At 36.1% G+C, this 25,708-nt stretch carries 16 protein-coding genes; 3 read left to right on the top strand and 13 right to left on the bottom strand.

Translation table 11 applies throughout. The features are described from left to right. Positions 1-16: 16 nt before the first annotated feature. The 8 genes from nadB to ABTV69_RS17430 all read right to left on the bottom strand — a co-directional run bounded on the left by nadB (position 17) and on the right by ABTV69_RS17430 (position 15,408). Positions 17-1,531: an L-aspartate oxidase gene (gene nadB, locus ABTV69_RS17465; RefSeq protein WP_433831018.1), complete on the bottom strand. Its 1,515-nt coding sequence runs from the start codon at positions 1,529-1,531 to the stop codon at positions 17-19. A 28-nt stretch (positions 1,532-1,559) separates the two neighbouring features. Next, positions 1,560-2,492 (bottom strand): quinolinate synthase NadA, encoded by a 933-nt coding sequence (gene nadA / locus ABTV69_RS17460; protein WP_433831016.1) that lies wholly within the window; start codon positions 2,490-2,492, stop codon positions 1,560-1,562. A 269-nt stretch (positions 2,493-2,761) separates the two neighbouring features. Then, positions 2,762-4,075 carry an OmpA family protein gene (locus ABTV69_RS17455; protein WP_433831014.1) on the bottom strand — a complete coding sequence of 438 codons (1,314 nt, stop codon included), beginning with the start codon at positions 4,073-4,075 and terminating at the stop codon, positions 2,762-2,764. Between the two features lie 28 nt (positions 4,076-4,103). Beyond that, a complete protein-coding gene (locus ABTV69_RS17450; protein WP_433831012.1) occupies positions 4,104-10,628 on the bottom strand; it encodes an MBG domain-containing protein in 6,525 nt (2,174 codons plus the stop codon). Between the two features lie 10 nt (positions 10,629-10,638). Then, positions 10,639-11,232 (bottom strand): phage tail protein, encoded by a 594-nt coding sequence (locus ABTV69_RS17445; RefSeq protein WP_433831010.1) that lies wholly within the window; start codon positions 11,230-11,232, stop codon positions 10,639-10,641. Between the two features lie 5 nt (positions 11,233-11,237). Continuing rightward, positions 11,238-11,852, bottom strand: coding sequence for a phage tail protein (locus tag ABTV69_RS17440; RefSeq protein ID WP_433831008.1), 615 nt, complete (start codon positions 11,850-11,852; stop codon positions 11,238-11,240). Positions 11,853-11,863: 11 nt separating this feature from the next. Next, entirely contained in the window at positions 11,864-12,475 is a 612-nt protein-coding gene (locus ABTV69_RS17435; protein WP_433831006.1) for a phage tail protein, read from the bottom strand. Positions 12,476-13,053: 578 nt separating this feature from the next. Further along, complete coding sequence (locus tag ABTV69_RS17430) at positions 13,054-15,408, bottom strand: mechanosensitive ion channel family protein (protein ID WP_433831004.1); 2,355 nt, start codon at positions 15,406-15,408, stop codon at positions 13,054-13,056. Positions 15,409-15,846: 438 nt separating this feature from the next. On the opposite strand from ABTV69_RS17430, the gene ABTV69_RS17425 reads away from it, so the two are divergent. Continuing rightward, a complete protein-coding gene (locus ABTV69_RS17425; protein WP_433831002.1) occupies positions 15,847-16,140 on the top strand; it encodes a winged helix-turn-helix transcriptional regulator in 294 nt (97 codons plus the stop codon). Positions 16,141-16,152: 12 nt separating this feature from the next. Here ABTV69_RS17425 and ABTV69_RS17420 read toward each other — a convergent pair whose 3' ends face one another. The 5 genes from ABTV69_RS17420 to ABTV69_RS17400 form a co-directional block, all read right to left on the bottom strand. Beyond that, on the bottom strand, positions 16,153-17,706 hold the full coding sequence (locus ABTV69_RS17420) for a sensor histidine kinase (protein WP_433831000.1): 1,554 nt from the start codon (positions 17,704-17,706) through the stop codon (positions 16,153-16,155). Positions 17,707-17,777: 71 nt separating this feature from the next. Next, positions 17,778-18,791: a SpoIIE family protein phosphatase gene (locus ABTV69_RS17415; protein WP_433830998.1), complete on the bottom strand. Its 1,014-nt coding sequence runs from the start codon at positions 18,789-18,791 to the stop codon at positions 17,778-17,780. After that, the gene (locus ABTV69_RS17410; RefSeq protein ID WP_223711099.1) at positions 18,784-19,200 is read right to left on the bottom strand and encodes an anti-sigma regulatory factor; all 417 of its coding nucleotides are present in this window, start codon (positions 19,198-19,200) and stop codon (positions 18,784-18,786) included. Before ABTV69_RS17410 ends, ABTV69_RS17415 begins: the two co-directional genes overlap by 8 nt. Beyond that, the gene (locus ABTV69_RS17405) at positions 19,181-19,579 is read right to left on the bottom strand and encodes an STAS domain-containing protein (protein WP_433830996.1); all 399 of its coding nucleotides are present in this window, start codon (positions 19,577-19,579) and stop codon (positions 19,181-19,183) included. Before ABTV69_RS17405 ends, ABTV69_RS17410 begins: the two co-directional genes overlap by 20 nt. Before the next feature lie 15 nt (positions 19,580-19,594). Then, a complete protein-coding gene (locus tag ABTV69_RS17400) occupies positions 19,595-20,437 on the bottom strand; it encodes an STAS domain-containing protein (RefSeq protein ID WP_433830994.1) in 843 nt (280 codons plus the stop codon). 496 nt (positions 20,438-20,933) lie between these two features. Here ABTV69_RS17400 and ABTV69_RS17395 point away from each other — a divergent pair, with 496 nt between their 5' ends. Both ABTV69_RS17395 and ABTV69_RS17390 read left to right on the top strand, forming a co-directional pair. Next, positions 20,934-21,251 carry a hypothetical protein gene (locus ABTV69_RS17395; RefSeq protein ID WP_433830992.1) on the top strand — a complete coding sequence of 106 codons (318 nt, stop codon included), beginning with the start codon at positions 20,934-20,936 and terminating at the stop codon, positions 21,249-21,251. A gap of 79 nt (positions 21,252-21,330) precedes the next feature. Then, positions 21,331-25,707, top strand: coding sequence for a CusA/CzcA family heavy metal efflux RND transporter (locus ABTV69_RS17390; RefSeq protein WP_433830990.1), 4,377 nt, complete (start codon positions 21,331-21,333; stop codon positions 25,705-25,707). Position 25,708: the final 1 nt, after the last annotated feature.

Here is a 25,708-nt window from a genome sequence, read left to right as displayed (position 1 = left end):
TAAATTAACTTTGGTTTCAGCACATTTGTTTGTTTGCTGCAGCTTTACAATGTTTAAGAATAAGCATTGAAGCCGCAATCATATTTGAAAATTCTATGTAAGGTATCGTAATCTCATAAGTTTCAATAAGTGAAATGGCATTATCATGCAATGCTTTAATTTTTTCAAAAGCTAAATCGGCATCACGTTCTTCGCTGGTGTAAAAAGAGGTGACCAATTTTTGCAATTCTTTTTTTAATATTTCAAAGGCATGGTAATCAGTAGCTAACTCTGCTTTTGGAAATTTTGGTATTAATATTTTTGATGAAAAAACAAATGCAGCAATTGTTCGGTCTACATTTTCTGAAGCTTGATGTGCAAAAACTAAAGCTTCAAGAAGTGAATTGGATGCCAAGCGATTTTTTCCATGAAGTCCTGTTCGTGCACATTCACCAATCGCATATAGATTTTTGATATTGGTAACGCCGTTTTGATCTACTTTAATTCCGCCACATTGATAATGAGCTGCAGGAACAACAGGAATCAAATCTTTTTCTGGTTTTATTCCTAATTCATTACAATGCGCAGCAATTACTGGGAAATGATCGTAAAATTTACGAGCATCTAGATGTCTACAGTCTAAATAAACATGGTCTTTTCCGCTCAATTGAAGTTCTTTGCTGATGGCATTGGATACCATATCTCGAGTGGCTAGTTCCCCTCTGATATCATACTTAAATAAAAATCTTTTACCATCATCGTTTACAACGTGAGCGCCAAAACCACGTACGGCTTCTGAAATCAAGAACAGCGGATTTTCTTTTCCGGTAAATAAAGCCGTTGGATGAAATTGAATGTACTCCATATCTGCAATTTCTGCACCTGCGCGCGCCGCCATCGCTAGTCCGTCTCCAGTTGCAATTTTAGGATTTGTTGTATTTTCAAAAAGTTGCCCGCATCCTCCTGTACTTAAAACAATTGTTCGCGTTCTCATGTATTTGATGCGATTGTGTTTTTTTTCGTAAAAGAAAACTCCGGTACAAGTAGTTTTAGCTTTCTTTGTTTCGGTGTTGATGTCAATGACCATATGATTCTCTAAAAGTTCAATATTGGGCATCTTTTTAATAATTTTGAGCAATTTGCTCTCAATTTCCTGTCCGGAGCTGTCTTTATGATGTAATATTCTATGTTGAGAATGTCCGCCTTCTAAACCTAAATCCCAATGGCCTTTTTCATCTTTATCAAAAGAAGTTCCGATTTCGATTAGCTCTTGAAGTCTTTCGGGTGCTTGTTTAATGACCATATTAACAATCTCTTTATCGCAGAGACCGCCTCCAGAGCGAAGCGTATCGTGTATGTGTTTATTAAAACTGTCTTTTAAATGGTCTGTAACTACAGCAATGCCACCTTGAGCTAGCCTTGTATTGGTATTTTTAGCCGTTTCTTTTGCCATTATAACAATGGATAAATCGGGACGTTTTTTTGCCGTTTTCATAGCAAAGAATAATCCTGAAATACCAGAACCTACGATCAATATATCTGTTTTAAGCATGTTATTTTGATTTTAGCGTTATTTTGTTTTAAGAGAGCTCGAGCATTCTTTGTATAGGTTTTAGAGCTTCTGTTCTCAGTTCTTCTGTAACCAGCATTTCTGGACTTTCATTTTTAAGGCATAAATACAGTTTTTCCAATGTATTCATTTTCATAAAAGCACATTCGCTGCAGGCACAGCTGTTGTCTTCTGTGGTAGGAGCCGGAATCAGCGTTTTATCAGGTACTGCTTTTGCAAGCTCATGAAGGATACCGGCTTCTGTGGCCACAATGAAAACGGCAGCAGGATCCGTTTTAATGAAATTAATAATTCCTGAAGTTGAGCCAATGTAATGTGCTGCTTTTAAAATATGACTTTCAGATTCAGGGTGTGCTGCAATTTTTGCAGTAGGATTTTTGTTGTATATCTCAATTAGTTTATCCAATGAAAAGGCTTCGTGCACAACGCATGAGCCTTTCCATAAGACAAGTTCGCGCTTGGTTTCTTTTTGTAGATATTTGCCTAAATTTTCATCTGGAGCAAATATTATTTTTTGTTCTGCGGGAATAGACTCAATTATTTTTTTTGCATTCGCCGAAGTGCAAACTAAGTCGCTCATGGCTTTTATTTCGGCAGAGCAATTAATGTACGTCACAACAACATGATCAGGATGCTGTTCTTTAAATAATTTAAAATCGTTTGGAGGACAGCCATCTGCAAGAGAACAGCCAGCATTCCAATCAGGCAATACTACTTTTTTGTTTGGGTTTAAAATCTTTGCGGTTTCTGCCATAAAATGAACTCCTGCAAAAACAATTATATCAGCATTTGTATTTTGAGCTTTTTTAGCCAGTTCAAGACTGTCACCGATAAAATCTGCCATTTCCTGAATATTCTCATCTTGATAATAATGAGCTAGGATAACGGCATTTTTTTCTTTTTTCAATCGGATTATTTCCTGTACTAAAAAGTTCTTGTTCATTGTCTGGTTTTTTTTACTCCTTTAAGTAGGAGAGCGAAATTTTGGTTTTGATTTTGTTTTAAATGCGATGACTTAAAGCATATAATTTTAATAGGGTAAATGTATTATCAACATTTTTTTTAAAACATGATTCTAATCATACTGTTAGATATTTGTTTTTTTATATTACGCGATGGCGTTGTTTCGGATACTATATTTGAATAAAAGGAAAAAGCCTGAAAAAGAGAAATCTCTTCTTTCAGGCTTTAAATTTTTAATAACTCTAAGTCTTATTTCGTGTCTATCAGCGTAAGTGTCACTCTTCTGTTTAGTGGTCTATTTTCTACTGGAACATTTGGAACTAAAGGTTCGCTTTGTCCTTTCGAAAATAAATGCATTCGATTGGCTTTTATTCCTTTATTTTTCAAATAATCGGCAACCGCTTCAGCTCTTTTCATTCCGATTTCAAAATTGAGGGCTTCGGTTCCAATATCGCAAGTATAACCTGTAATATTTAACTCGGTATCGTTATTTGAGTTTAGAATTTTGGCGATTTCGTCTAATCTTGTAGCCAATTCTGGCGTTACGCTTGTGTTTCCAACTTCTTGAAAGGCAAGAGGTTTTTCAATATATGTTTTTTCAGTTGGCGTTAGCTCTATTTTTGCAGGTGCAGTTTCAACAACGTTTTGTTGAACAGGAGCATTTTCTTGAACAGGAGCTTCTGTTTGCGACATTGTTTCTACTTTTGAGGGTGCTGGTTCTTGTTTGTTTTTGGCTAATAAAAAACCTAGTTTAAGCTGAATTCCAGCAGAAAGATAACGGCTTCCCTGCACAATTTTTCTGTTTCCAATTGTACCATTTGCCTGAATATTATCAATTCCGTTTGGGTCGTAAGCCACAATATTAGTGCTTGGAGTATCTTTTGCTAAATCAGACAAACTGTAGTCAACGTATAAGCCTGTATAAAGTTGTGTTTTTTCTTTTATTTTGAAAGTAAGGCCTGTTTCAAAACTTAATAAAAAAGAAGATTCTAAGCTTACCGTTGTTTTATCCTGCCAATTGTTTACTTTACCAAATCCGTGTGAAGGTAAATCATCAATTATCAGATTCATATCGGGATAATAACCGCTCAGCTGCAGTTCGGATGCAGAGGCTTTTACGGTTTGTTTTCCTGGAAAAAGAATTTTTCCTCCAGCTCCAAAATAGAATTGCGTATTAGGCGCAATAGATGTTCTGTATTGAGCTAGAAGCGGAATTGCAATACCAATAAAATGCTGCTCTTCTTTGTAATTGGTTGGAGTTACTTGATACTCAAAAGCAGAAGTTTGATCGTCTACTTCGTAAGTTGAAATAGTGTTTCCATTGTTTAAGGTAAAACTATTTTGATTGTAAGTAATATCAATTCCGGTTGAAATTCCCCAGTGATTGCTGAAGAAGTAGGTGTATCCAACACCTAATCCTCCGCCAAATTTTAATTTCCCGTCTCCGATAGTGCTATCATATAAAATTCCCGATTGGCCTCCATTAATCTTCAAATTAAATTCTTGTGCTTTTATCGTGACATTAAATAATAGTAGTATAGCTATGGTCGTTTTAATTTTCATTGCTTGTAATTTTAAATTAAATCTCATTTTATTTAACTAATAAATTGATTGTTTTTAACTGACCATCGGCCAGCTTAAGCACGACAACATATATAGCCACTTGCGATGGTGCCATAATTGAATTTTTGGTTTTTACATTTGAAATAGTCTGAACTAGTTTTCCTGTAATGTCATAAATACTCACCTCGGATCCGTTTAGTTGAGATTCGCTAAAATCACATTCTAAAGTAAATTCATTTCCAGGTCTAACTGGGTTTGGATAGATTTTTATCTTTTTGGTAAAAGCAGTTCCAAAAGTTTCCATTGGACAAGACTTGATTGAATTTCCGTTTTTATCTTTTGTAACTACGTAATAAGCACCATTTAAAGGCTGATCTTCACTATAATACTGACGGGTTGCACCGGAAATAGCCACGCCGTTTTTAAACCATTGCCAAGCCACAAAATTGTTCGATTTGTTATCAAAGAATAGTACATTGTCCCATTGCTGTACAATAAGCCCGGTTTGGCTTATTTCGATTGGTTTTATAACTGTTACAGCAGGATTATGATTTTGGTCACCGTTTTGTAAAGCTGTAATTGTTGAGCTTCCAGATCCTATGATAGTTAAAGTTGTTCCAGAAATTGTGGCTATTGCTGAGTTTGCAATAGTATACGAAATTGGTAAACCGCTATCTGAAGTTGCAGTCAAGATTTCTACATCAGAATCCGAACAGCCATATTCTAAAGTCTGGTTCCAAGTGATTGTTTGGTTGGCTTTTGTAATTTCAAACTCGGCACTCTTAAATTCAATTATATAATCTGAACCAGCATTAATTGTTCCGATATTGATATTGTATTTTCCAACATTTTCTCCTGCTTCTCTAGAAAGTAGCCCTGTTATTATTGAGCTTGTGTCCCCGTTAGCCAAACCTAAGGAGGTGTAATTAAACGCTGGGTCAGCTGTGCCGTATACTTTAGTATGTCCTGTTGCGGCAGTTATAGTAAGCGTATATTTTGGTGTGGTAAAACTAACTTCATTTCCGTAATTAAGAACACCATTGCTATTAATAGCGTAGGTTCTAATATAATATGTTCTATTTCCTCTAAGTCCAGACAGGGTGCTTGCAAATGTTCCCAATGTAGCAGTAACATTTATTTTAGTATCTTCTATAGTCGGATTTGCGTGCTGAGCATATACAAAACCAACCTCTGATAAACATTCTCCCTTATCTGTATTTATTCCGTCAGAAGAGGCTGTTCCAGATAAAGAGGCGCCATTTACAGTGATTTCAGTTACTGTAGAAGTACTTAAACTTACAGGATTTGCAGGTTGTATGATTTCGACAGTTGTAAAAGCGGTACAAGAGTTAGCGTCGGTAACGGTTATGGTATATGTTCCAGCTTTAAGATTGCTTGCTGTTGCAGCTGTCCCTCCAGAAGGAGACCATAAGTAGCTGTAATTGCCTGTTCCTCCATTAACTGTTACTGAAGCTGTTCCGTTATTTCCATTAAGACAAGAAACATTTATAGAGGTTGCAGATAAAGTTAAAGCATCTGGTTCTGTAATTTCGATGGTGCTCGTTGTTGAGCATGAATGTTCGTCTGTAACGGTTACGCTATAAGTTCCTGCTGTTAGTCCAGTTGCTGTTGCGGCAGTTCCTCCAGAAGGAGACCATAAGTAGCTGTAGTTTCCTGTTCCGCCAGTAACCGTTACTGAAGCTGTTCCGTCATTCCCTCCGTTACATTTTACATCGGTATGAGATTGAGTTGCTGAAAGGGGAGAAGGTTCGCCTACATTCACAGTTTCGGTTATACTGCAATTATTTTTATCTGTGACAGTTACGATGTATGTTCCTGCTGTTAGTCCAGTTGCTGTTGCAGCAGTTCCTCCAGAAGGAGACCATAAGTAACTGTAGTTTCCTGTTCCGCCAGTAACCGTTACTGAAGCTGTTCCGTCATTCCCTCCGTTACATTTTACATCGGTATGAGATTGAGTTGCTGAAAGGGGAGAAGGTTCGCCTACATTCACAGTTTCGGTTATACTGCAATTATTTTCATCTGTGATAGTTACGGTGTATATTCCTGCTGTTAGTCCAGTTGCGGTTGCGGCAGTTCCTCCAGAAGGAGACCATAAGTAGCTGTAGTTTCCTGTTCCGCCAGTAACCGTTACTGAAGCTGTTCCGTCATTCCCTCCGTTACATTTTACATCGGTATGAGATTGAGTTGCTGAAAGGGGAGAAGGTTCGCCAACATTCACAATTTCGGCTATACTGCAATTATTTTCATCTGTGACAGTTACAGTATATGTTCCTGCTGTTAGTCCAGTTGCTGTTGCGGCAGTACCTCCAGATGGTGCCCATAAATAATTGTAGGTCCCTGTTCCGCCAGAGACAATTATCGAAGCTGCTCCGTCATTTCCTCCGTTACATTTAACATCGGTGTGAGATTGCGTTGCTGAAAGGGGAGAAGGTTCTATAATTTTTATTGTTCTTGTTATAAAACATCCGTTTTGATCAGTAACGGTAACTGTATACATATTTGGACTTAATCCAGTTGCAGTTGCAGCAGTTCCGCCAGAAGGAGACCATGAGTAAGTATAATTTCCAGCTCCTCCTGATGCAGTTACTGTTGCTGTAGCGTTATTAGCTTTATTGCATAGAACATCTGTTTTTGATATTGCTGCAGTAAGAGCAGAAGGCTCATCTATTTTAACTGTTGTTGTGGTTTGGCATAAGTTAGCATCTTTTATGGTAACTGTATAAGTTCCTGCAGAAAGACCAGCAGCTGTAGCTGCAGTTCCTCCAGAAGGTGCCCATAAATAGGTATAAGCGCCAGTTCCTCCTGTAACGGTTACAGTTGCAGATCCGTTAGAAGCTCCATTACAAGAAACATCAGTTTTCGATATTGTTGGTTTAAGTGCATCAGGCTCTGTAATGGTATAATTTTCTGTTTTAACGCATCCGTTACCATCTGTTACAGTTAAAGTATATGTTCCTGCTGTAATGCCTAATGCTGTTGCGGCAGTTCCTCCAGAAGGTGCCCATAAATATTTGTACCCACCACTTCCTCCAGTTACGTGGACAGATAATGATCCATTAGAACCAGTAGGACAGCTAACATTTGTCTGTCCCGTTTTTGTGATTACAATTGCTGACGGTTCTGTGATTGTAAAGTTTTTTACAATAGAACATCCGTTGCCCGCTGTGATGGTTACAGAATAGTTTCCTGCAGCTAGATTTGTGGCTGTATCACCATTTCCTCCAGAAGGAGACCAAGCATAAGTAAATGGTCCTGCAGCTCCAGATGGAACTACAGATGCAGATCCAGTGTGGGCGCCATTACATTTTACGTCTTGTTGTGTAGCAAGTGCAACTAAAGTATTGGTTGTACCTATTGTAAAAGTTTTTGTAATGGTACATCCATTTGCATCTGTAATCAAACAGCTATAATTGCCTGCTGTTAAATTGCTAATCGTTTGTGTTGTTTCATTTCCTGGAGTCCATAGGTACTTATATTGTCCGACACCTCCACTAGGAAAAACAGTAGCGTCTCCACCACTAGAACAAGTAGCATTTGTAAAATTACCAGTGACACTTAATGCAGAAGGCTGATCTACAAGAATAGTTTTTGATATGGAACAACCGTTAAAGTCTGTAATTAAACAGGTATAATTCCCAATAGCTAATCCTGTAGCAGTAGCGGCAGTACCTCCAGATGGAGACCATAGGTAAGTGTATGTGCCACTTCCTCCAGTAGGGCTTACTGTAGCGGTTCCGGTAGCGCTATTTCTACAAAGAACATCTGTTTTTGATATTGTAGCATCTAAAATTGCTGGCTCTTTAATAGTAAAAGGTAGTGTTTTTGTGCATGTATTGTTGTCTGATACAGTTACAGTATATGTACCGGCAGTAAGTCCTGTCGCCGTAGCAGTTGTTTGTACAGGATTTGTGTTCCATGAATAAGAATAATTTGGTTTACCATCAGCAACAATGACGGTAGCAGTACCATTTGCTCCTCCCTTGCAAGAAACATGAGTGATCGGACCTTGTGTTAGTACAAGAGCAGGCGGTGCAGATATTTCAAAATCTAATGTTTTTACACATTGGTTGCCATCTTTTACGGTTACAGTATAAGTTCCAGCAGCAAGTCCTCTGGCTGTTGCAGTTGATTGAATAGGGCTTGTATTCCATGAGTAAGTAAGACCTGGTGTGCCACCAGAAGCAATTACCTCTGCAGTTCCGTTAGCACCTCCGTAACATGAAACATTGGTTACCGTACCAGCTGTAAGCGTTAAAGGAGATGACGGTTGTCCTATTGTCACGCTTGCTGTATTAGAGCATCCACCTTCATCACTTACTGTTACAGTATAAGTTCCTGCTATTAATCCGCTTATTGAGGCAGAACTTGCTCCATTAGACCAAGAATAAGTATATGCGCCAACTCCTCCGGTTACACTTGCAGTTGCAAAACCAGTCGAAGAGCCGAAACATAATATATTATTTTGAGCTGTAACTATGTTGATATACTTAACAGTTAGTGTAGCGACGTTTGAAGTAGCAGCTGGCGTACATGATCCTGAGGCTATAGCTCTGAATTTATATCCATTAAATGTTGGCGGTGCTCCATTTATTATGAGGGTTGGAGTATTAAATCCAGAATAAAAAGAGCCACTTGGTACATCAAGAAAACCTAAGCCATTACCCTGATCGACTTGCCATTTGTATGCAGTTGCATTTGATGCTGTCACAGAAAAAGTAGCATTGCCACCAGAACAGATTGTGATTGATGAAGGATCTGCTGTTATAGCTGGAATAGACTTAACAGTTAATGATGCATTGTTTGAAACTGTAATAGGTGTACATGTTCCATTCGCTACAGCTCTGTAAAGATAGCCGTTTAGTGCAGAAGTCGTTCCAGTTATTGAAAGAGTGGCTGTAGTTGTTCCAGAATAAGTAGCATTATCCGATATGTTTTCAAATCCTTGCCCTTTTTCAACTTGCCATTGATATCCAGTTGCATTAGATGCACTTACAGAAAAAATCGTGTTTTCACCCGCACAAGTTACTTTTGAAGAAGGTTGTGCGATTATAGAAGGAGAAGAATTTACAATTAATGCGACGTTATTTGAAGTAGCGTTTGGTGTACAATTTCCACTTGCTACAACTCTATATATATATCCGCTTAGGGCTGCAGTTGCTCCAGTAATAGTTAGAGTATTAGTGTTCATTCCGGAGTAGGGAAAACTATTTGGTACAGGATTAAAACCTGCGCCTTGATCTACATACCATTGATAACCTGTTGCATTCGATGCTGTAACAGATATGGTAGCAGTGTTTCCATCACAAACTGTAATTGGCGTGACAGATGGTTGCGTTGTTATGGAAGGAGCTGAATTGATAGTAAGCGTTGCACTGTTTGAAGTAGCACTAGGAGTACATCCTCCGCTTACTATAACTTGATATTTATATCCATTTAATGCAGCTGTTGCACCGGTTATAGTTAAAGTTGAAGTATTTATGCCAGAATAAGGAAGACTATTTGGTACATCAGTAAAACCTGCACCTGCACCTTTATCTACCTGCCATTTATATCCTGTTGCATTTGATGCAATTACAGAAAAATTAGTATTTGCGCCTGTACAAATAGCTATTGATGAAAGATTTCCTGTTATGGCAGGAGCTGAATTTACTGTTCCTGTTAATGCAAGAGTTTTTGGATCTATCCCGTTGGAGTATAGTGTAAGATTTCCAGAAGGCGAACCTATAGCACTTGCTGCCATACGAACGTAAACAGTTGTATTATTTACATTTCCGCCAATATTAGGTATGTTTATAATATTAGCATAACTTCCACCCGCATTCAAAGATACTTCAAAACCTGTTGGAGCTGTTATCATTATATCGCCATTTAAGCCTGAACCCGAAGCTGAAAAAGACTGTAGTTGCGAAGAAGGCAAGCCTTGACATGAAGTAAATGGAGTTAAAGAACTGTTTACATTAATTCCAGAGACAACTTTTTCCCATTTCATTGCATCAAGGGCAACATACTCAAATGACCCTGTTGTACTTATTGTATATTCATCAATTATCGCATTAGCAAATGTACTATAAGTGCCTAAATCGATAAGATCAAAACCAGTATTGATGGAGCTAGTATTATTGAATGGTCCACTCAGCGTTAAATCAAAAACGTTACTTCCTTTGAAATTTCCTTTAATGTTAACAGTTCCAATTCCGGGATTTAAATCAGATTGTCTTAGAAGTAGATAAAGTGATTTTAATTTAAAAGCATTAGAAGTGCTTTTAATTGTAAATTGAACGGGAACGCCTATGTCTGCTGCATTTGAATTGTCTATATATTGATTATCAGCTGCTGTGCCATTCCATCCAGTTCCCGCAACATTTGTTATTACAAATGGCCCTCCAGTTTGAGATATAACATTAAAAACTACACCATTGTCTGTAAACGAGGTATTACCTACAATTTCAGTCTCAAAGGTTTCTGTTGATTGGGCAAAAATGGAGCTGGAAAAAAGGAATATAACAAGTATTGTTGTGTATATTTTTCTCATTGTATTTGTTTTAATTTCTAATAGGATATATTCCATATAGAGCTATTATATAATTAACTACTGTATAGGGTTGCATTACATTTATTGGTAAACTATTACCTGCAGGAGTTGAAGTTACTGGAGCTAAAGCAGCATTAGGAGTTTTTTCGTTATAACCCAATATGTCTCTTGTTATATTGTTGACCGTTATAGAAGGAGAAGCAATTGAAGCATTAGCAGTTGGAACATGTGATGTTGCCTTCGCTGAACTTACTTTAATGCTCGCTGTGTGAGTATGGGACGGAAGATTAGCTTGAGTTAAGGTAACATATTCTACTCCTGCTTTAGTTCCTAAAGCTGAATTAGACGAAGCTCCTGTTGCAACACGGCCTCGTAAATCGGGTAAACCAAAGTTTGTTACACCATCTCCACCATAAGTGGTGCCTAGTAAAGTATAAAGAGCATCATTATCGCTAATTTGTAATGTTCTACCATCACAAATAGCCCAACCTGGAGGAGCATAATTGCCTGCAAAAATTCGAATCTCTCCGAGGTAAGGATCTTGGGCATAAGTTAGTTTTGTACAGAAGAATAAAACGGTTATTAAAAGGTATATTTTTTTCATTTTTATTAATTACGAGATGGATAAATTCCTTGCACTGCGATGCAATAATTAGTTGATAAAAATGGTTGAAGTGCCACAGGGCTTCCTGCGCCTGCAGTTGATACAGACAGACTTGTAACAGGGAGTGTTACATCTTTAGCAGACGAATTGTAATAATTAATGTTGCGTTCAGAATTATTAAAGTTCTGAATCGGTGCAGCAATTGAAACTGCTGTAGAAGGCACTTTTGAATTTCCTACTGATGAAGAAGCTTTAATTGTAGCAGAATGAGTGTGAGGAGGCAAATTAACCGTTTTTATGGTATTGTTGCCGGGATTTACCTGACCTAAATTAACTTGACTTAGCGGATAATTAGTTTGGCTAACACCAATCGCCATTCTATCTCTCAGATCTGGAAGAGCAAAATTAGTGGTTCCATTGCCTCCGTAAGTCGTGCCTAAAAGGGAAAATAAATACTGGTTTGTCTGAATTGCAAGAATTTGCCCTTCGCACTTCATCCAACCTTTTGGTGCATAATTGCCTCCAAATATTCTTATCTCTCCTACAAACTGCTCGTCTTGTGCGTATGTTGTTCCAGTAAATAGTAGTAGAATAAGTACTAGTAAGTAGTATTTTTTCATATGATAAAAATTTATTGACGTGTTGGATAGTATCCTTCTAAAGCGATAATATAAATTAATCCGAGACTAGGCCTTGATAACTGAAGAGGTTGTCCTGAACCTGTTGGATTAGTGGTAATTGATTGAATGTCAACGGTGTTTGTAGTGGTGCTGTAACCTGAATTGGTTACAAAAGCTCTACCTGAATTCATTCCAGAGACAGCAATGCTTGAAGTCGAAGTAGGAAGTGTTGTAGATGCGTTTTCGTTACTGACAGCAATTGCAACAGAATGAGCGTGAAGAGGCATTTCGCTAGATAAAAGAGTGATATTTTCTTGACCTGCTTGGTCTCCTGCTATGTAATTAGAACCGCCTGGCAATTGGCCTGCTCCAACAGGAACTCTGCTACGTAGATCAGGAACCGCAAATGTGCTAATTCCATCACCACCATATTGATTGCCAATGACGCTATAAAGAGTGCTGTATCGATTTATTGGCAATAAACTGCCGTCACAAATTGCCCAGTATTTGGGCGCAAAAGTGCCTGCAAATAGACGAATTTCTCCTAAATAGCCTATCGCCTGAGCAGAAAGAAAATTAGTAGACAAGATTAGAAGAAATGTTAAAAGGTAGTTTTTTTTCATATGTTAAATGGTATTTGAGTTTGACTATCGATTTTAATTAGAGTTTTATATTTAAAAGTTGATAAAAGATTTATTCTTACATGAATTGATTTTTCTATGTTTAATTTCTTATAAAAAGACTAAAGTTTAATTTAGAGGTACAAAACTACAGTTTCCTTAGCTTTTTAAAATAGGTAAAAACACCTCTTTTTTTATTTAGTGCTGAAAATCAGTAGCGTAATATTCAGAGTTTTTAGAAGTTTACATAAATATCACAACGTTGTTTCTGTTTCTGATAATTACAACAAGAATATTATTTCAGTTAAATTATCTGTGTTTGTAAAAGATTATAAAAGTAGAATTTTTGTTTTAGCAATTAGACGAGATCTAGTGTACAGACCCTATCTGTTAGAATATCATAAATGGATAAAAGTATGAAATCTCGTGTTTTGAGTTTATAGTGGCTATTGATTTGTCCCTTATTTGTCCCCTGTTTTACAGCGCTGACAAGCTGTTTAGATAAGAAAACAGAAATGTTTTGTAATAAAAAAAGAGCTGTCTTTGTGGGACAGCTCTCAATTTCACATTCATTATATGGATTAGCTTGAAAAAGTTAATCCTTTATTTTTGAAATTTACATACAGTTCTTGTCTGGCAGAACTTATCGTTTCTTCTGTTCTGTAAATACTACACCAGAACTTGATTAGCAATTTATATTTGCCGTCAGAAATTGCGCTGTAGTATATTTGTGATGGTTTTGAATTGTTTACTAACGGAAGATTAGCCAGCGTTTCATTAACAACCGTATTAATTTCTTCTGGAATTGTTTCTCCATTGATTTCAAAAGTGATTTCGACCAATTTGAAATTGTCTGTATACGTCCAATTGGTAATATTTTGGGACAATAAATTACCATTCGGAATAATGATTTCGGCACCGTTTGGCGCATTGATTTTAGTGGTACGCAATCCCATCGATTTAATGCGCCCCGATTCTGAACTGATTTCTACAACATCCCCAACCTGAATGGGTTTATCAAAAATCAAGATAATCCCTGATACAAAATTATTTACGATATTTTGAAGTCCAAGTCCGACACCGACACCTAAAGCTCCCAAAAGAATACTCAATTTGTCTAATGGCATTCCAGAAGCTGCAACAGCAAGAAGATAACCGCTTATTAAAACAACCAATCTTGTAATAAGCAATTTTGAATGCTGTCTTTTATTGATATTTTCCTCGTTTTCATCGTCAATTTCTCCAAAGAAATAAGCCACATATTTTTGTAATAAGTGCGCTGCCCAGATAATAATAAAGAATAAAACGATATTACCAAGCGTAAACGTAATACTTCCTATGGTATTTGGATGGCTTAACAGTTTTGTTAAAGAACCGCGAAGCAACTCCCAGATATTCAAATTGGATGCAATTACGATCAGCCACATATAACTGATTACAATGATGAATGGCTTTTTTAAAGTATCTGATAAACTTTCGTAATCAAACATTTTTTCGATTCCTCTTTTTACTCTAGTCGTGTAAATTTGAAGAAGGATAATTTCTAGAATAATCTTCAAAAGAACGCTTAAAGCAACAATTTGAGTAAGTGATATAAAAGCGGTAAGGCTTAACATATTAGAAAGTGAAACTCTTCCAAATAAATTGTAGAGAATAGACAAAACATTTAATCCGATAAAAATGATGCTTGCCCATTTAAAAAAGCCCTTTATATAAAGTTCTTCTTTAAGTGTTTTAATCTGAACTAAACCGTAACGAATTCCTAAAATATTGATTGCAACAAAAGCAAAACGCTGTAATAATCCAATGGTGATAAACAAATCCAAAAAGCAAAGTGCAAAGAATAGTCCTAAAAGGAAAAGCCAATTTCTCATGGCAACCCCAGACCATTGATTTTTGAAGAGGAAGATTAAAACTCCTAAAAGAAAAAGCTGAATTAATTCTAAAAAAAGAGCAGGAGCGTATAAATTGGTGACTACTGCAATGTTTAATAAAATAACCAAAACAGGCAGTAAAATACCTCGGTTTAAATATTTAAAGTTTAAAAGTTGTAGATTTTCGGCATAACCATTTGTTTTAAGGTATTTGATATTTCGAGAAATATACCAAAACAGAAGCCCCATAAAGAAACATAGCGTAATAAGTCCGCCAGCTTTATAACTCAGATAATAGGCAGCCACATTTTCTTCAATTATAATTTTGGCTCCAATATTGTGCGTTACTCGTTTCTTGGCAACAGAATCGCTAATCTGCCATAAAGAAGGATATTCTTTTCTAAAAATACTGATGCCAGATTTTTCCAGTTTGCTTTCAACAGTAGCCAAAGCGTTAGAAACGGAGATCTTTCGCTGTACGGTCAGTCTTTTTTTGCTGTTTAAAGTAGTTTGATTTTTAGTCATCAAACTATCAGTAGCCACATATCTTTTTCTAAGATTTCCGAATTCTTTTTGAAACTGTTTACGACGAATAGTATCCTTTAATAAAGTCATTAAAGTTTTGTCTTTGCGAAGATCAATTACTCGTTTTTTAATGTTTTCAAGATTCAGATTTCGATCGTTAATCGCTTTGTTTTGTTCTTCCAATTCTTGTTGGATTTCTTGTAAAACAATACGGTACATCTGCTGGTTTCGCACATTCGGATTTGCGCCTTTTAAACTGGCTAAAATTAATTCCAGTTTACTTTCTGTGCGTTTCATATCGCCAAAAAGATGACGCGTATCGCCTGCAAAATCAATATCGTTATAAGCAGATTCTAGTACTTCTCCAGCTTTTTCAATGGCTGTCAAGTAATCACTGTCTGTAGCTGTAGTGTCGTTAAATAATCTTCCTCGGCTTTCTTTTTTAACTGTTTTCTCCTGTTGAGCGTAGTTAAACTGCGAGAATAAAATAAGTGAAAATAGGGAGAAAAAATAAAAGGTCTTTTTGCTAATGATCATAATTTAAAGGCTTATTTGGGAGCCCAAATTTAATTTTTTTTGAAAGACTTTCAGTTAAGAAAAATTAAATTTATAAAAAACGAACCTTTTTATTGATAGGGACTAACTTAAGCTTCTAATTGCGATTTTATTCTTTACTTCTTTGATGAAATTGGAATTGATACTATGTATTACCATCGAAAAAGGAACTAGCATCAACCCTAAAAAACCTTTTTCGAGGAATATATACATAATTATGAGAAGCAGTAAAATTGCAATTAGAATTAAAATCCTAATTGTAGTTTTAATTGTTTTTTGTGTTTTTAATAGCTCTTCAACGCTCATTTCGCTTGGTTTCTTTGCTTTCATTTTATACTTTTACTTTAGAATAACAACAAATTTTAGCCAAAAAAAAATCCAAAACAATAGGTCATTTTTTTTTGACTACCCGCAATAATTATGGAAGAAACAGAAACTTGTCCAGCACAAAGATTACTGAAGATGTTATCAGGCAAATGGAAAGCAGAAATTTTTCGTTTGGCTGTAGAATCGCCTTTGCGTTTTAATAATTTACTACGCCAAATTCAAGGCTCAAATAAGCAATCTTTGGCTACAGCCTTAAAAGAATTGGAAGAAGAAGGACTTTTAGAAAAAGTAACGATTAAGCTGAAACCGCTTCATATCGAATACAATTTGACAGAAAAAGGAAAAGCCTTAATTCCTGTTTTTCAACATTTGGAAGGATTGGCTTAGAAGAAAATAAAATTATTTTTTTGGAAGATAAATCCAGAAAGTAGTTCCTTCGTTTGGTTTACTGCTAAAAGTTATGATGCCGTTGTGATTTTCAATAATACGTCGGCAGAGGGCTAACCCAATACCATTTCCTCCATATTGATCTCTTTCATGGAGGCGCTGGAACATGTCAAAAATTCTATTTGAATATTGGCTATCCATTCCAATTCCGTTGTCGGAAATCGCAATTACCTCATAATTTGCAGCTCCCACAGGTTCGTTTTCGTCTTTTGGAATATCTTTATAAGATACCGTTACACAAGGCTCTGCGGTATTGAATTTAAGAGAGTTGTTGATTAAGTTATAGAACAATTGACGGAGCTGTGTGTCAAGACCAAAAACTTTTGGAAGAGGACTTATGTTAACCACTGCGTTCTTTTCTTCAATAACCAAACTTAAGTCACCTAAAACTTCTATAAGTATCTGATTAAGATCTACTTCTTTAGAAAATTGCTGCTGATTATCTATTCTAGAGTAATTAAGGACATCGGTAATTAAGTTGGATAGTCTTCCCGCTGCAAGTGTAATTCGGTCGAAGTAATACTTTTTCTTTTCATCTTCGCTCAAATGTTCTCCAGCACGAGAAAGCATAATCATGATTTTTCGAAGCGGTTCTTGAAGATCATGACTGGCAATATAAGCAAACTGCTCTAACTCTTTGTTTTTAAAACGAAGTTTAGAGTTGGCGGTTTCCAGTTCATTTTTGATTAATTTTAATTCGGTGTTGTCTTTCAACGTTTCCACCATCATTTTCTGTGCGTTGATGTCAACAAAATAAACCAGCCAGCTATTAAAACTTCCGTCTTCAGTTTTATTTGGAACTATAGAAATTAAATGCCAAATATATTCAGAACCATTTTTAATTCTTATTTCTTCCAAGAAAGTAGTACGGTTTTGTTTGGCTTTGTTCCAGCCTTCCAAAACTCCATCAATATCTTCAGGATGAACAAAATTGATTAAAGTTTTGCGATCGAAAGCAAGTAAAGGTATTTCGAGATAATTTTCTAGAGATTCGTTTACCAATAAAACGTTGTTGCGCTCATTTAAAACGCAAATTAAAATCGGAATCGTATTGGCTAATTGTTTGTATTTGTTTTCACTTTCAGCCAATTTTTCTGAAAGAGCAATAAGCTCAATATTCTTCTTTCTAATTTCGTCGTACGGAGATAAAGGCGGTTCAAATTTAAAATAATCGATAATGCTTTTGATCTTCGCTTCAGATAAAAGTCCAGGCGAAGTAATGGGCTGGCTTATTCTCGTTACCGATTGATTGTTAGCATAAGTGTATTGGATATTTCCAGAAATTTTAGAAGCATAAAGAAAAGCTTCTGGGCTGCAACTTTTTAAATCGGCTGTATCTGTAATTACAGCAATAATTTCTTTTTGGGTAGCTTTTACAATATTAAGTCCTAAAACTAATAGAGAATTGGTGCCTTTTGCAATAGCGCATCTGGCAACCTCAGATACTGCGGTCGAAAATCGAGTTTGAAATGAAGAGGCCATACCACACATTTCTGCAATTTTCATACAACGTTTATGGGCCAATATTAAGTCCATTTCGTTATCAAGATTTATTTGTATGATCTCTTTTATCATGCTCAATTTATTTTACCTACCAATATAGTGGCGTCGTCAGTACCTCTTACATTTTCCTTGTAAAGTGCCGATGCTATTATGCCAGGACTGTGCTTAAAAATAGAAGTTAAGTCGTTTAAATTCCATCGTGTACGCAAACCGTCACTGTGCATAATAATGATTTGATGCTTTTTATAAGGAACAACTGTATTGTTCAAAGTTCGCGGAATATTATGACCAATTATTCCGTTATAAGGCGTATAGGTTTTATTCTCTAATCCATTGTATATTCGAGTATTAATGTTTCCAATACCGCAAATATTCCAAACTTCAGACTTATAATCTACAGATGCTATTGTCGCAACTAATCCTCTTGTTTTCTTTACTGTTGAATGAATATCTCTTAAAATAGCTGACGGATCTGACGCTCCAGATTGTCTAAAGGCCTTTATTGCAGCTTCAACTGCTTCATTGGCACTTTCTCCATGTCCTAATCCGTCGCCTACAAATATCTGAAAACCTTTGCTAGTTTGTTTTATATAATACCCATCTCCGCAAAGTTTTTCGCCTGGGTAATTGACAGCAATACTACTGGTATTTAATCCACTTTTGGCAGTAGGAAGTACGAGATCTGCTTTTTCGCAGATTTTGACATATTGCACACAGCCCCAGTTTTTCATGGAGTAAATTTGAAAATCATTGCTCAATCTTTTGATCGAACCTAAACCGTGTCCAAGTGTATTAGAAGACGAATAGCCATCATTCATGATTTTGGCCACATTATCAAAACCGATACCTTTATCCAGACAATAAATTTCAATTTCATTATATTCTCCATCAACATGCGCACGATAAAGCAATTCACCGCCGTTTGCATATTTCATTAAATTTGAAGTAAGTTCTGCAACAATAATATCTGTTTCTGCGGCTCTATGCGGAGTAAAACCCAATTGAAGGGCAAGATTATGTATTTCTCTTTTTATAAAAGCGATGAGACTTCTATCATCAATTTTATAAGTGGAAAACGTGTTATCCATTTTTCCATTTTGTTATAGTAACGGTAGTACCGTTTCCAAGTTCTGATTTAATGTCAAATTCGTTGACAAGTCTTTTTGTTCCTGGTAAGCCTAATCCCATGCTTTTTCCGGTGCTGTATCCATCTTTCATTGCCAGAGATATATCTGCTATTCCAGGACCGTTATCAATAAAAGTAACGCGTACGCCATTATCGCGTCCGTTGCTCACAGACTCGATAATAACTCTTCCGCCGCCTCCATATTTCAGCAGATTACGCAAAAGTTCACTAGTGGCCGTAATAAGTTTGGTCTGATTTAAAATACTCATACCAGCTTTTACACCATATTCTTTTACGCGATTGCGCAATGGTACAACGTCCTGTTCTTTTACAACGGGGGCTTCTTCTTTACTATTCGTTATCGTCGTCATACTCCAGCTCTTCGTTATCGCTTATGTGCATATTTGAGCGAAGTAAATCCATACCTTTTTCTACATTTAAGGCACTTATGACTCCATTTAAAGATAATCCAAGTTCTACCAATGTAATAGCAACTGCGGGTTGCATTCCTACTACAACGGTTTGTGCATCTAATATTTTTGACATGACAGCAATGTTTCCAAGAATTCTTCCCATAAAAGAATCTATAATGGAAACTGCCGAGATGTCTATTAGTACACCTTTTGAACTATGTTTACTAATGGTATTTATTAAATCTGTTTCAAGATTTTCTGCCAATTGATCATATAAATCTACTTGGATAGTTACAAGCAGAAAATCTCCCATTTTTAGTATAGGAATTCTTTCCATAAAAACCCGAAATCTTTATTCTACAATTTTTCTTTTCTTCACAACACTTAACTGAAGCATTTCAAAAGCTGCTTTTAAAGCGCTTGCCAACGAAGCTTTGGTAGTAATACCACTTAGATCAATTCCTAAATGCACAACTGTCTGCGCAATTTCTGGACGAATACCGCTAATGATACATTCAGCTCCCATTAAACGGGTTGCACTAACTGTCTTAATAAGGTGTTGCGCTACAAGAGAATCTACAGCAGGAACACCAGAAATATCCAAAATCGCAATAGAACTTCCAGTATCTACAATTTGCTGTAAAAGGCTTTCCATTACAGTTTGTGTTCTTGAGCTGTCTAAAGTTCCAATAATTGGTAAAGCAACAATGCCATCCCAAACGGTAATTACAGGAGTAGAAATTTCGCTAATTTCATCAACTTGTCTAGAGATTACATCTTCTCTTCCTTTCATAAAGGCTTCAAAAGTCATAATCATCATATTATCCAAAATTGCGCTTAATTTTAGATTAGCATCATAAAGTGCTTTTGGCTCTTCTATTAATTCAGCAAGAATTCGAAATGCAGCTTCTTTAAATGAAATTAAATATTGCCCATTTTCTCTTGGCGAAAAACCACGTTTTCCTCTAGAAGTAGATATTCCTACTATAAGATCTTGAACTTTTTCAAACTCTTGTGAGTTCTCATATTTTTCATCTGATTTTACTAATGCAGTTAAAAAGAGCGAAGCAAATTCTTTTGACTCTTCTTCTTCAACCGCTCCATCATCAGATCCGCTATCTGAAAGAATTTGAGACCATATCGTTAATAATTTGTTTTCGTGCTCTTTTAAGACACCTAGTACGTTGTTTTGCATTTGCTTTTTGCTTTTAGATTTTGGAATTTTCCATCTCAAATATATGACTTTAAATTGTATGAGAAAAAAATTATTAAATTTAAAATCAATATAAAGAAGTTTTTTTTAAGTTAAAAGCCTATATGTTAGCTATTATTTGAAATTTTGTTAGGTTTTTGATAAAGAAATAATAGTTTTCAAATTTAGAGAGAGGTCAATAAAGAAAGTTATTTCTCATAATTTAAATTACAAAGATACTACTGGAAATTTTTAATCATTCGTAGTTTGATAGTACAACGAAGTAGCAGAATAGATTAGAATTTTGATAATTTGATAATAAGCATACTTTCATCAATGTGGTTAGGAATAAAAGTGATCTTCTATATTTCTAAATTGTTAAAAGAGATTTTCAACAGTTGAAAATTGTCAAATTTTAGAGAAATTAAGCTAAATTTGCTTCGTGCGAAAAACAATTGTCTACATATTTATCCTTCTCATTGCCTCCAACAGTAGTTTTGTGCAGCAGTTTTATAAGCTGCCAATACTTATTGAGCACTATCAAGAGCATAATAAATTGCAAAATGTAAGTTTTGTAGATTTCTTATCGATGCATTATTGGGGAGAAGATTTAAACGACAATGATGACGATCGCGACATGCGGCTTCCTTTTAAGACAATTAGTAGTACTGCACATTTTGTTTTCATTTTAGACGACAAAGATTTGCTTCCGGTTCTTTTTAATCCGGAATTGCCACAATCAAAAATTCCAACTTACCGATCTGACCTTTTTTCAGATCCAAATCTCCTTTCTTTATTTAGACCTCCAATTGCATAATTAATTTCAAAATTTTTATTCAAGTGCCTGAGACGTATTGTTTTCAGTCACTCATTTATTATTTTCTAATTAATAGATTATGCTTAATAAAGTAATTCAGTTCTCAGTTAAGAACAAACTGGCAATTGGAATCTTTACACTGCTGTGGATTGTCTACGGTGTGTATGAGGTTACCCAATTACCAATTGATGCTGTGCCGGACATCACTAATAATCAGGTGCAAATTATTACAACAGCTCCTTCGCTTGGCGCGGAAGATGTAGAAAGGCTAATTACTTTTCCGATTGAACAAGCAATTAGCAATATTCCAAATTTAAAAGAAAGCAGAAGTATTTCCCGCTTCGGACTTTCGCTGGTAAGTGTTGTTTTTGAAGACGATGCCGATGTGTATTGGGCTCGTCAGCAAATTGCAGAAAGACTCCAGCAGGTAGAAATAGACAGAAATGCTAACTCGCCAGAAATGGCGCCTGTAACAACGGGTTTGGGAGAAATCTACCAATATGTTTTAAAGCCTAAACCGGGTTACGAAGAAAAATATTCGTTAGAAGATTTACGAACCATTCAAGATTGGACCATCAGAAGACAGCTCCTAGGAACGCAAGGAATTGCCGATGTTTCTACTTTTGGAGGGAAATTAAAACAGTATGAAATTGCTGTAAATCCAGCCCGATTAAAAGCTCAAAATTTAACAATAAGTGAAGTTTTTACCGCATTAAATAGCAGTAATGAAAACACTGGTGGAGCTTATATTGAGAAAGGTCCAACGGTTTCTTACATTAGAAGTACTGGTTTAGCTAAAAGCATTAAAGACATTGAAAATATTGTGGTTAAAAGCACACAAGGAGGACTTCCTATTCTGGTAAAAGATGTTGCCGATGTCAAGATTTCTTCTGCGATTCGATACGGTGCTTTAACGACTGACGAATATGGAGAATCGGTTGGTGGAATCGTCATGATGCTGAAAGGCGAAAATGCCAATAATGTTATCGTCAATGTAAAAGACAAAATTGCTCAAATCGAGAAGATTCTTCCTGAAGGTTTAAAGATTGAACCGTTTTTGGACAGAACTAAAATGGTAGATAATGCCATTGGAACGGTACAAAAAAACTTAATTGAAGGTGCTTTAATCGTTGTTCTGATTCTAGTTTTATTCTTAGGAAATCTTAGAGCTGGTTTTATTGTAGCTTCTGTTATTCCGTTAGCGATGCTTTTTGCCATTATCATGATGAATACTTTTGGCGTAAGCGGCAATTTAATGAGCCTTGGAGCTTTAGACTTCGGACTAATTGTAGACGGAGCCGTAATTATTGTAGAAGCCATTCTGCATCATCTTCACAGTTCTAAAAAATACGAGATAGTAAATAATATTTCGCAAGAGGAAATGGATAAGGAAGTAACAGGCTCGGCAGCGCGTATGATGAACGCGGCGGTGTTTGGACAAATTATCATTCTGATTGTGTATTTGCCAATTCTTTCTCTGCAAGGAATTGAAGGCAAAATGTTCAAACCAATGGCGCAAACTGTTGCATTTGCCATTCTAGGAGCTTTTATTTTGTCACTGACATATGTACCAATGATCAGCGCTTTATTTCTAAGTAAAAAAATCAGCCATAAAAAGAATCTTTCTGATCGTATAATGGCTAAGCTAGAAAATGCTTACGAAGGTTGGCTGACGAAAGCTTTAGGTATTAAAAAATGGATTGTTATTGCCGCATTTGCGCTTTTCGGAATTACTGTTGTCTTGTTCGGAAGAATGGGAGGAGAGTTTATTCCGCAACTAGAAGAAGGAGATTTTGCTGTTGAAACGCGTTTGCTGTTAGGAACCAATCTTTCTACGACAACCAAAACGATAGAGAAGATTTCTGCTGAATTAAAGAAAGGATATCCAGAAGTACAGCAAGTGGTTTCTAGAATCGGAAGTGCTGAAATTCCGACTGATCCGATGCCAATTGAAGGTGGAGACATGATTATTGTTTTGAAAGACAAATCAGAATGGACAAGTGCTTCTTCGTTTCCTGAATTGGCTGATAAAATGACTAAAACGGTCAAACGAATCGCACCTGGAGTCACAACTGGTTTTCAGTTTCCTGTTCAAATGCGTTTTAACGAATTAATGACGGGAGCCAAACAAGATTTGGTTTGCAAAATTTACGGAGAAGATCTTCAGAAACTTTCTGAGTATGCAGAAAAATTGGGAGCAATCAGTAAAACCGTTGAAGGCGCAGCCGATTTATATGTAGAAAAAGTAACCGGAATGCCACAAATAGTAATTGATTACAATTGGGCAGAAATGGCGAAATATAGTCTTCGAGTGGTTGACATCAATAGAACAATTAATGCCGCTTTCGCGGGAGCCGTTGCAGGAAGTATTTACGAAGGTGAAAAACGTTTTGATATGGTCGTTCGTGTTGAAGATAGTGGACGAAAAGGAATTGAAGATGTTAGAAATCTTTTAATTGCAACGCCTTCAGGAATGCAGATTCCGCTTTATCAAGTAGCAAGTGTCGAAGAAGTGGAAGGTCCCAATCAGATTCAACGTGAAAATGCCAAAAGAAGAATCATTGTTGGGTTTAATGTTCGTGGAAGAGACGTTCAATCGATTGTAGAAGAATTACAGCAAAAAGTGAATCAGCAAATCAAATTTGATCCAGGTTATTATATTACTTATGGAGGAGCTTTTGAAAACCTGCAGCAAGCAAAAGCAAGATTAGGAGTTGCTGTTCCGGCAGCTTTATTAATGATTTTCGCTTTGTTATACTTTGCCTTCAGATCGTTTAAAGAAGGAATTATCATTTTTACAGCAATTCCATTATCGGCAATCGGTGGTGTATTTGCTTTGGTGATGCGCGATATGCCTTTTAGTATTTCTGCTGGTGTTGGATTTATTGCACTCTTTGGTGTAGCCGTTTTAAACGGAATTGTTTTAATATCCGAGTTCAACCGAATTCAGAAACAAGGAGAAATCACAGATCCTTTTGATATTATTCTTTTAGGGACAAAAAACAGATTGCGTCCTGTATTGATGACAGCTGCTGTGGCTTCTTTAGGCTTTCTTCCAATGGCTTTAAGTAATGGTGCAGGAGCAGAGGTGCAACGTCCACTAGCAACAGTTGTTATCGGCGGACTAGTAACAGCAACTCTTTTGACGCTTTTTGTATTACCAGCCATTTATTTAATGACGTATCACGCTAAAGTTTTCACTAAAAAAAGAAAAAAACACATGAATAATCTAACCATTTTATTGAGTATTCTTTTTATTGGTAATATGGCAAATGCGCAAGAATTACCAATTTCGCTTGACGAATCGATTTCAATCGCGATTCAAAATAACAGAATAGTTAAATCGGCAAAATTGAATGAACAATCTAAAAGCTATTTGCAGAAAGCGGCTTATAATATTCCGCAAACGCAAATAGACGCCGATTACGGACAGTTTAATAGCGCGCAGAATGATACTCGATTTGGAATCAGCCAGACTTTTGCTTTTCCGACGGTTTACAGCAATCAGAAAAAAGCTTTGAAAGCCGATTTCAATAAAGCAAAAGCAGAAGTGCAATTGACTTCACAAGAAATAAAAACGCGTGTTCGAAATATTTACTACGATTATTTGTGGCTAAACAGCAAAAAAGAGCTTCTAGTTTATGCTGATTCTATCTACAGAATTATGGAGAAAAAATCAGATCTAAGGTTTAAAGCCGGAGAAGCAAATGTTTTAGAAAAAAGCGCTTCACAATCTGCGAGACAATTCTATAGCAATCAATTGGTAATGGTAAACCGTGATATTGAAATTGCTTTGAATTCGTTCAATGCCATTCTTCAAGACAAAGTGGAACACGCTCCAAAAAAGATAAATTTAAAAGCGGTTTTAGATCGTTCGTCTATCAAAAATTTAAAAACAGACAATCTTCCTGCCGTTCAGCGTTCGCAGTTTGAGTCAGAATCGGCTAAGTACAGATGGAAAACGGAAGGTGCAAAAATGCTTCCCGAGATTACTTTAGGATACAATAATTTAAGCATTATTGGCTCTCAAACTAATACTGTAGGTCAAGAAGTTTATTACGGTAGCGGGCAAAGATTTAATTATGTAAATGCAGGGCTTTCAATTCCGATATTTTTTGCAAGCCAGTCAGAACGAAAAAGAGCAGCAAAAGCTGAATACGAAAGCTTTGTTGAACTTTCTGAAGCAGCTAAAATAGAAGTGAAAACGAACATTGAAAATGCAGATCGCGAGCTGAAAAAATACCAAGAAAGTTTACAGTATTATGAAACTGATGGATTGAAAAATGCTCAAACGATTATCGATGCGTCAAGCAGTCAATTGCAAAACGGAGATATCGATTATTTGCAATGGGTTTTGGTAGTCAATCAGGCTATTACGATTAAAAGTGAATATTTAGATGCACTTAATGCTTACAATAAAGCAGTTGTTACATTACAAAATCTTAATAATATTTAAA

Origin of the sequence: Flavobacterium anhuiense (assembly GCF_050990855.1) — a bacterium.
GTDB classification, from domain to species: Bacteria; Bacteroidota; Bacteroidia; order Flavobacteriales; family Flavobacteriaceae; genus Flavobacterium; species Flavobacterium anhuiense_C.
The sequence above is the reverse complement of the archived record's forward strand: the minus strand, read 5'-3'. Positions and strand labels throughout refer to the sequence as shown.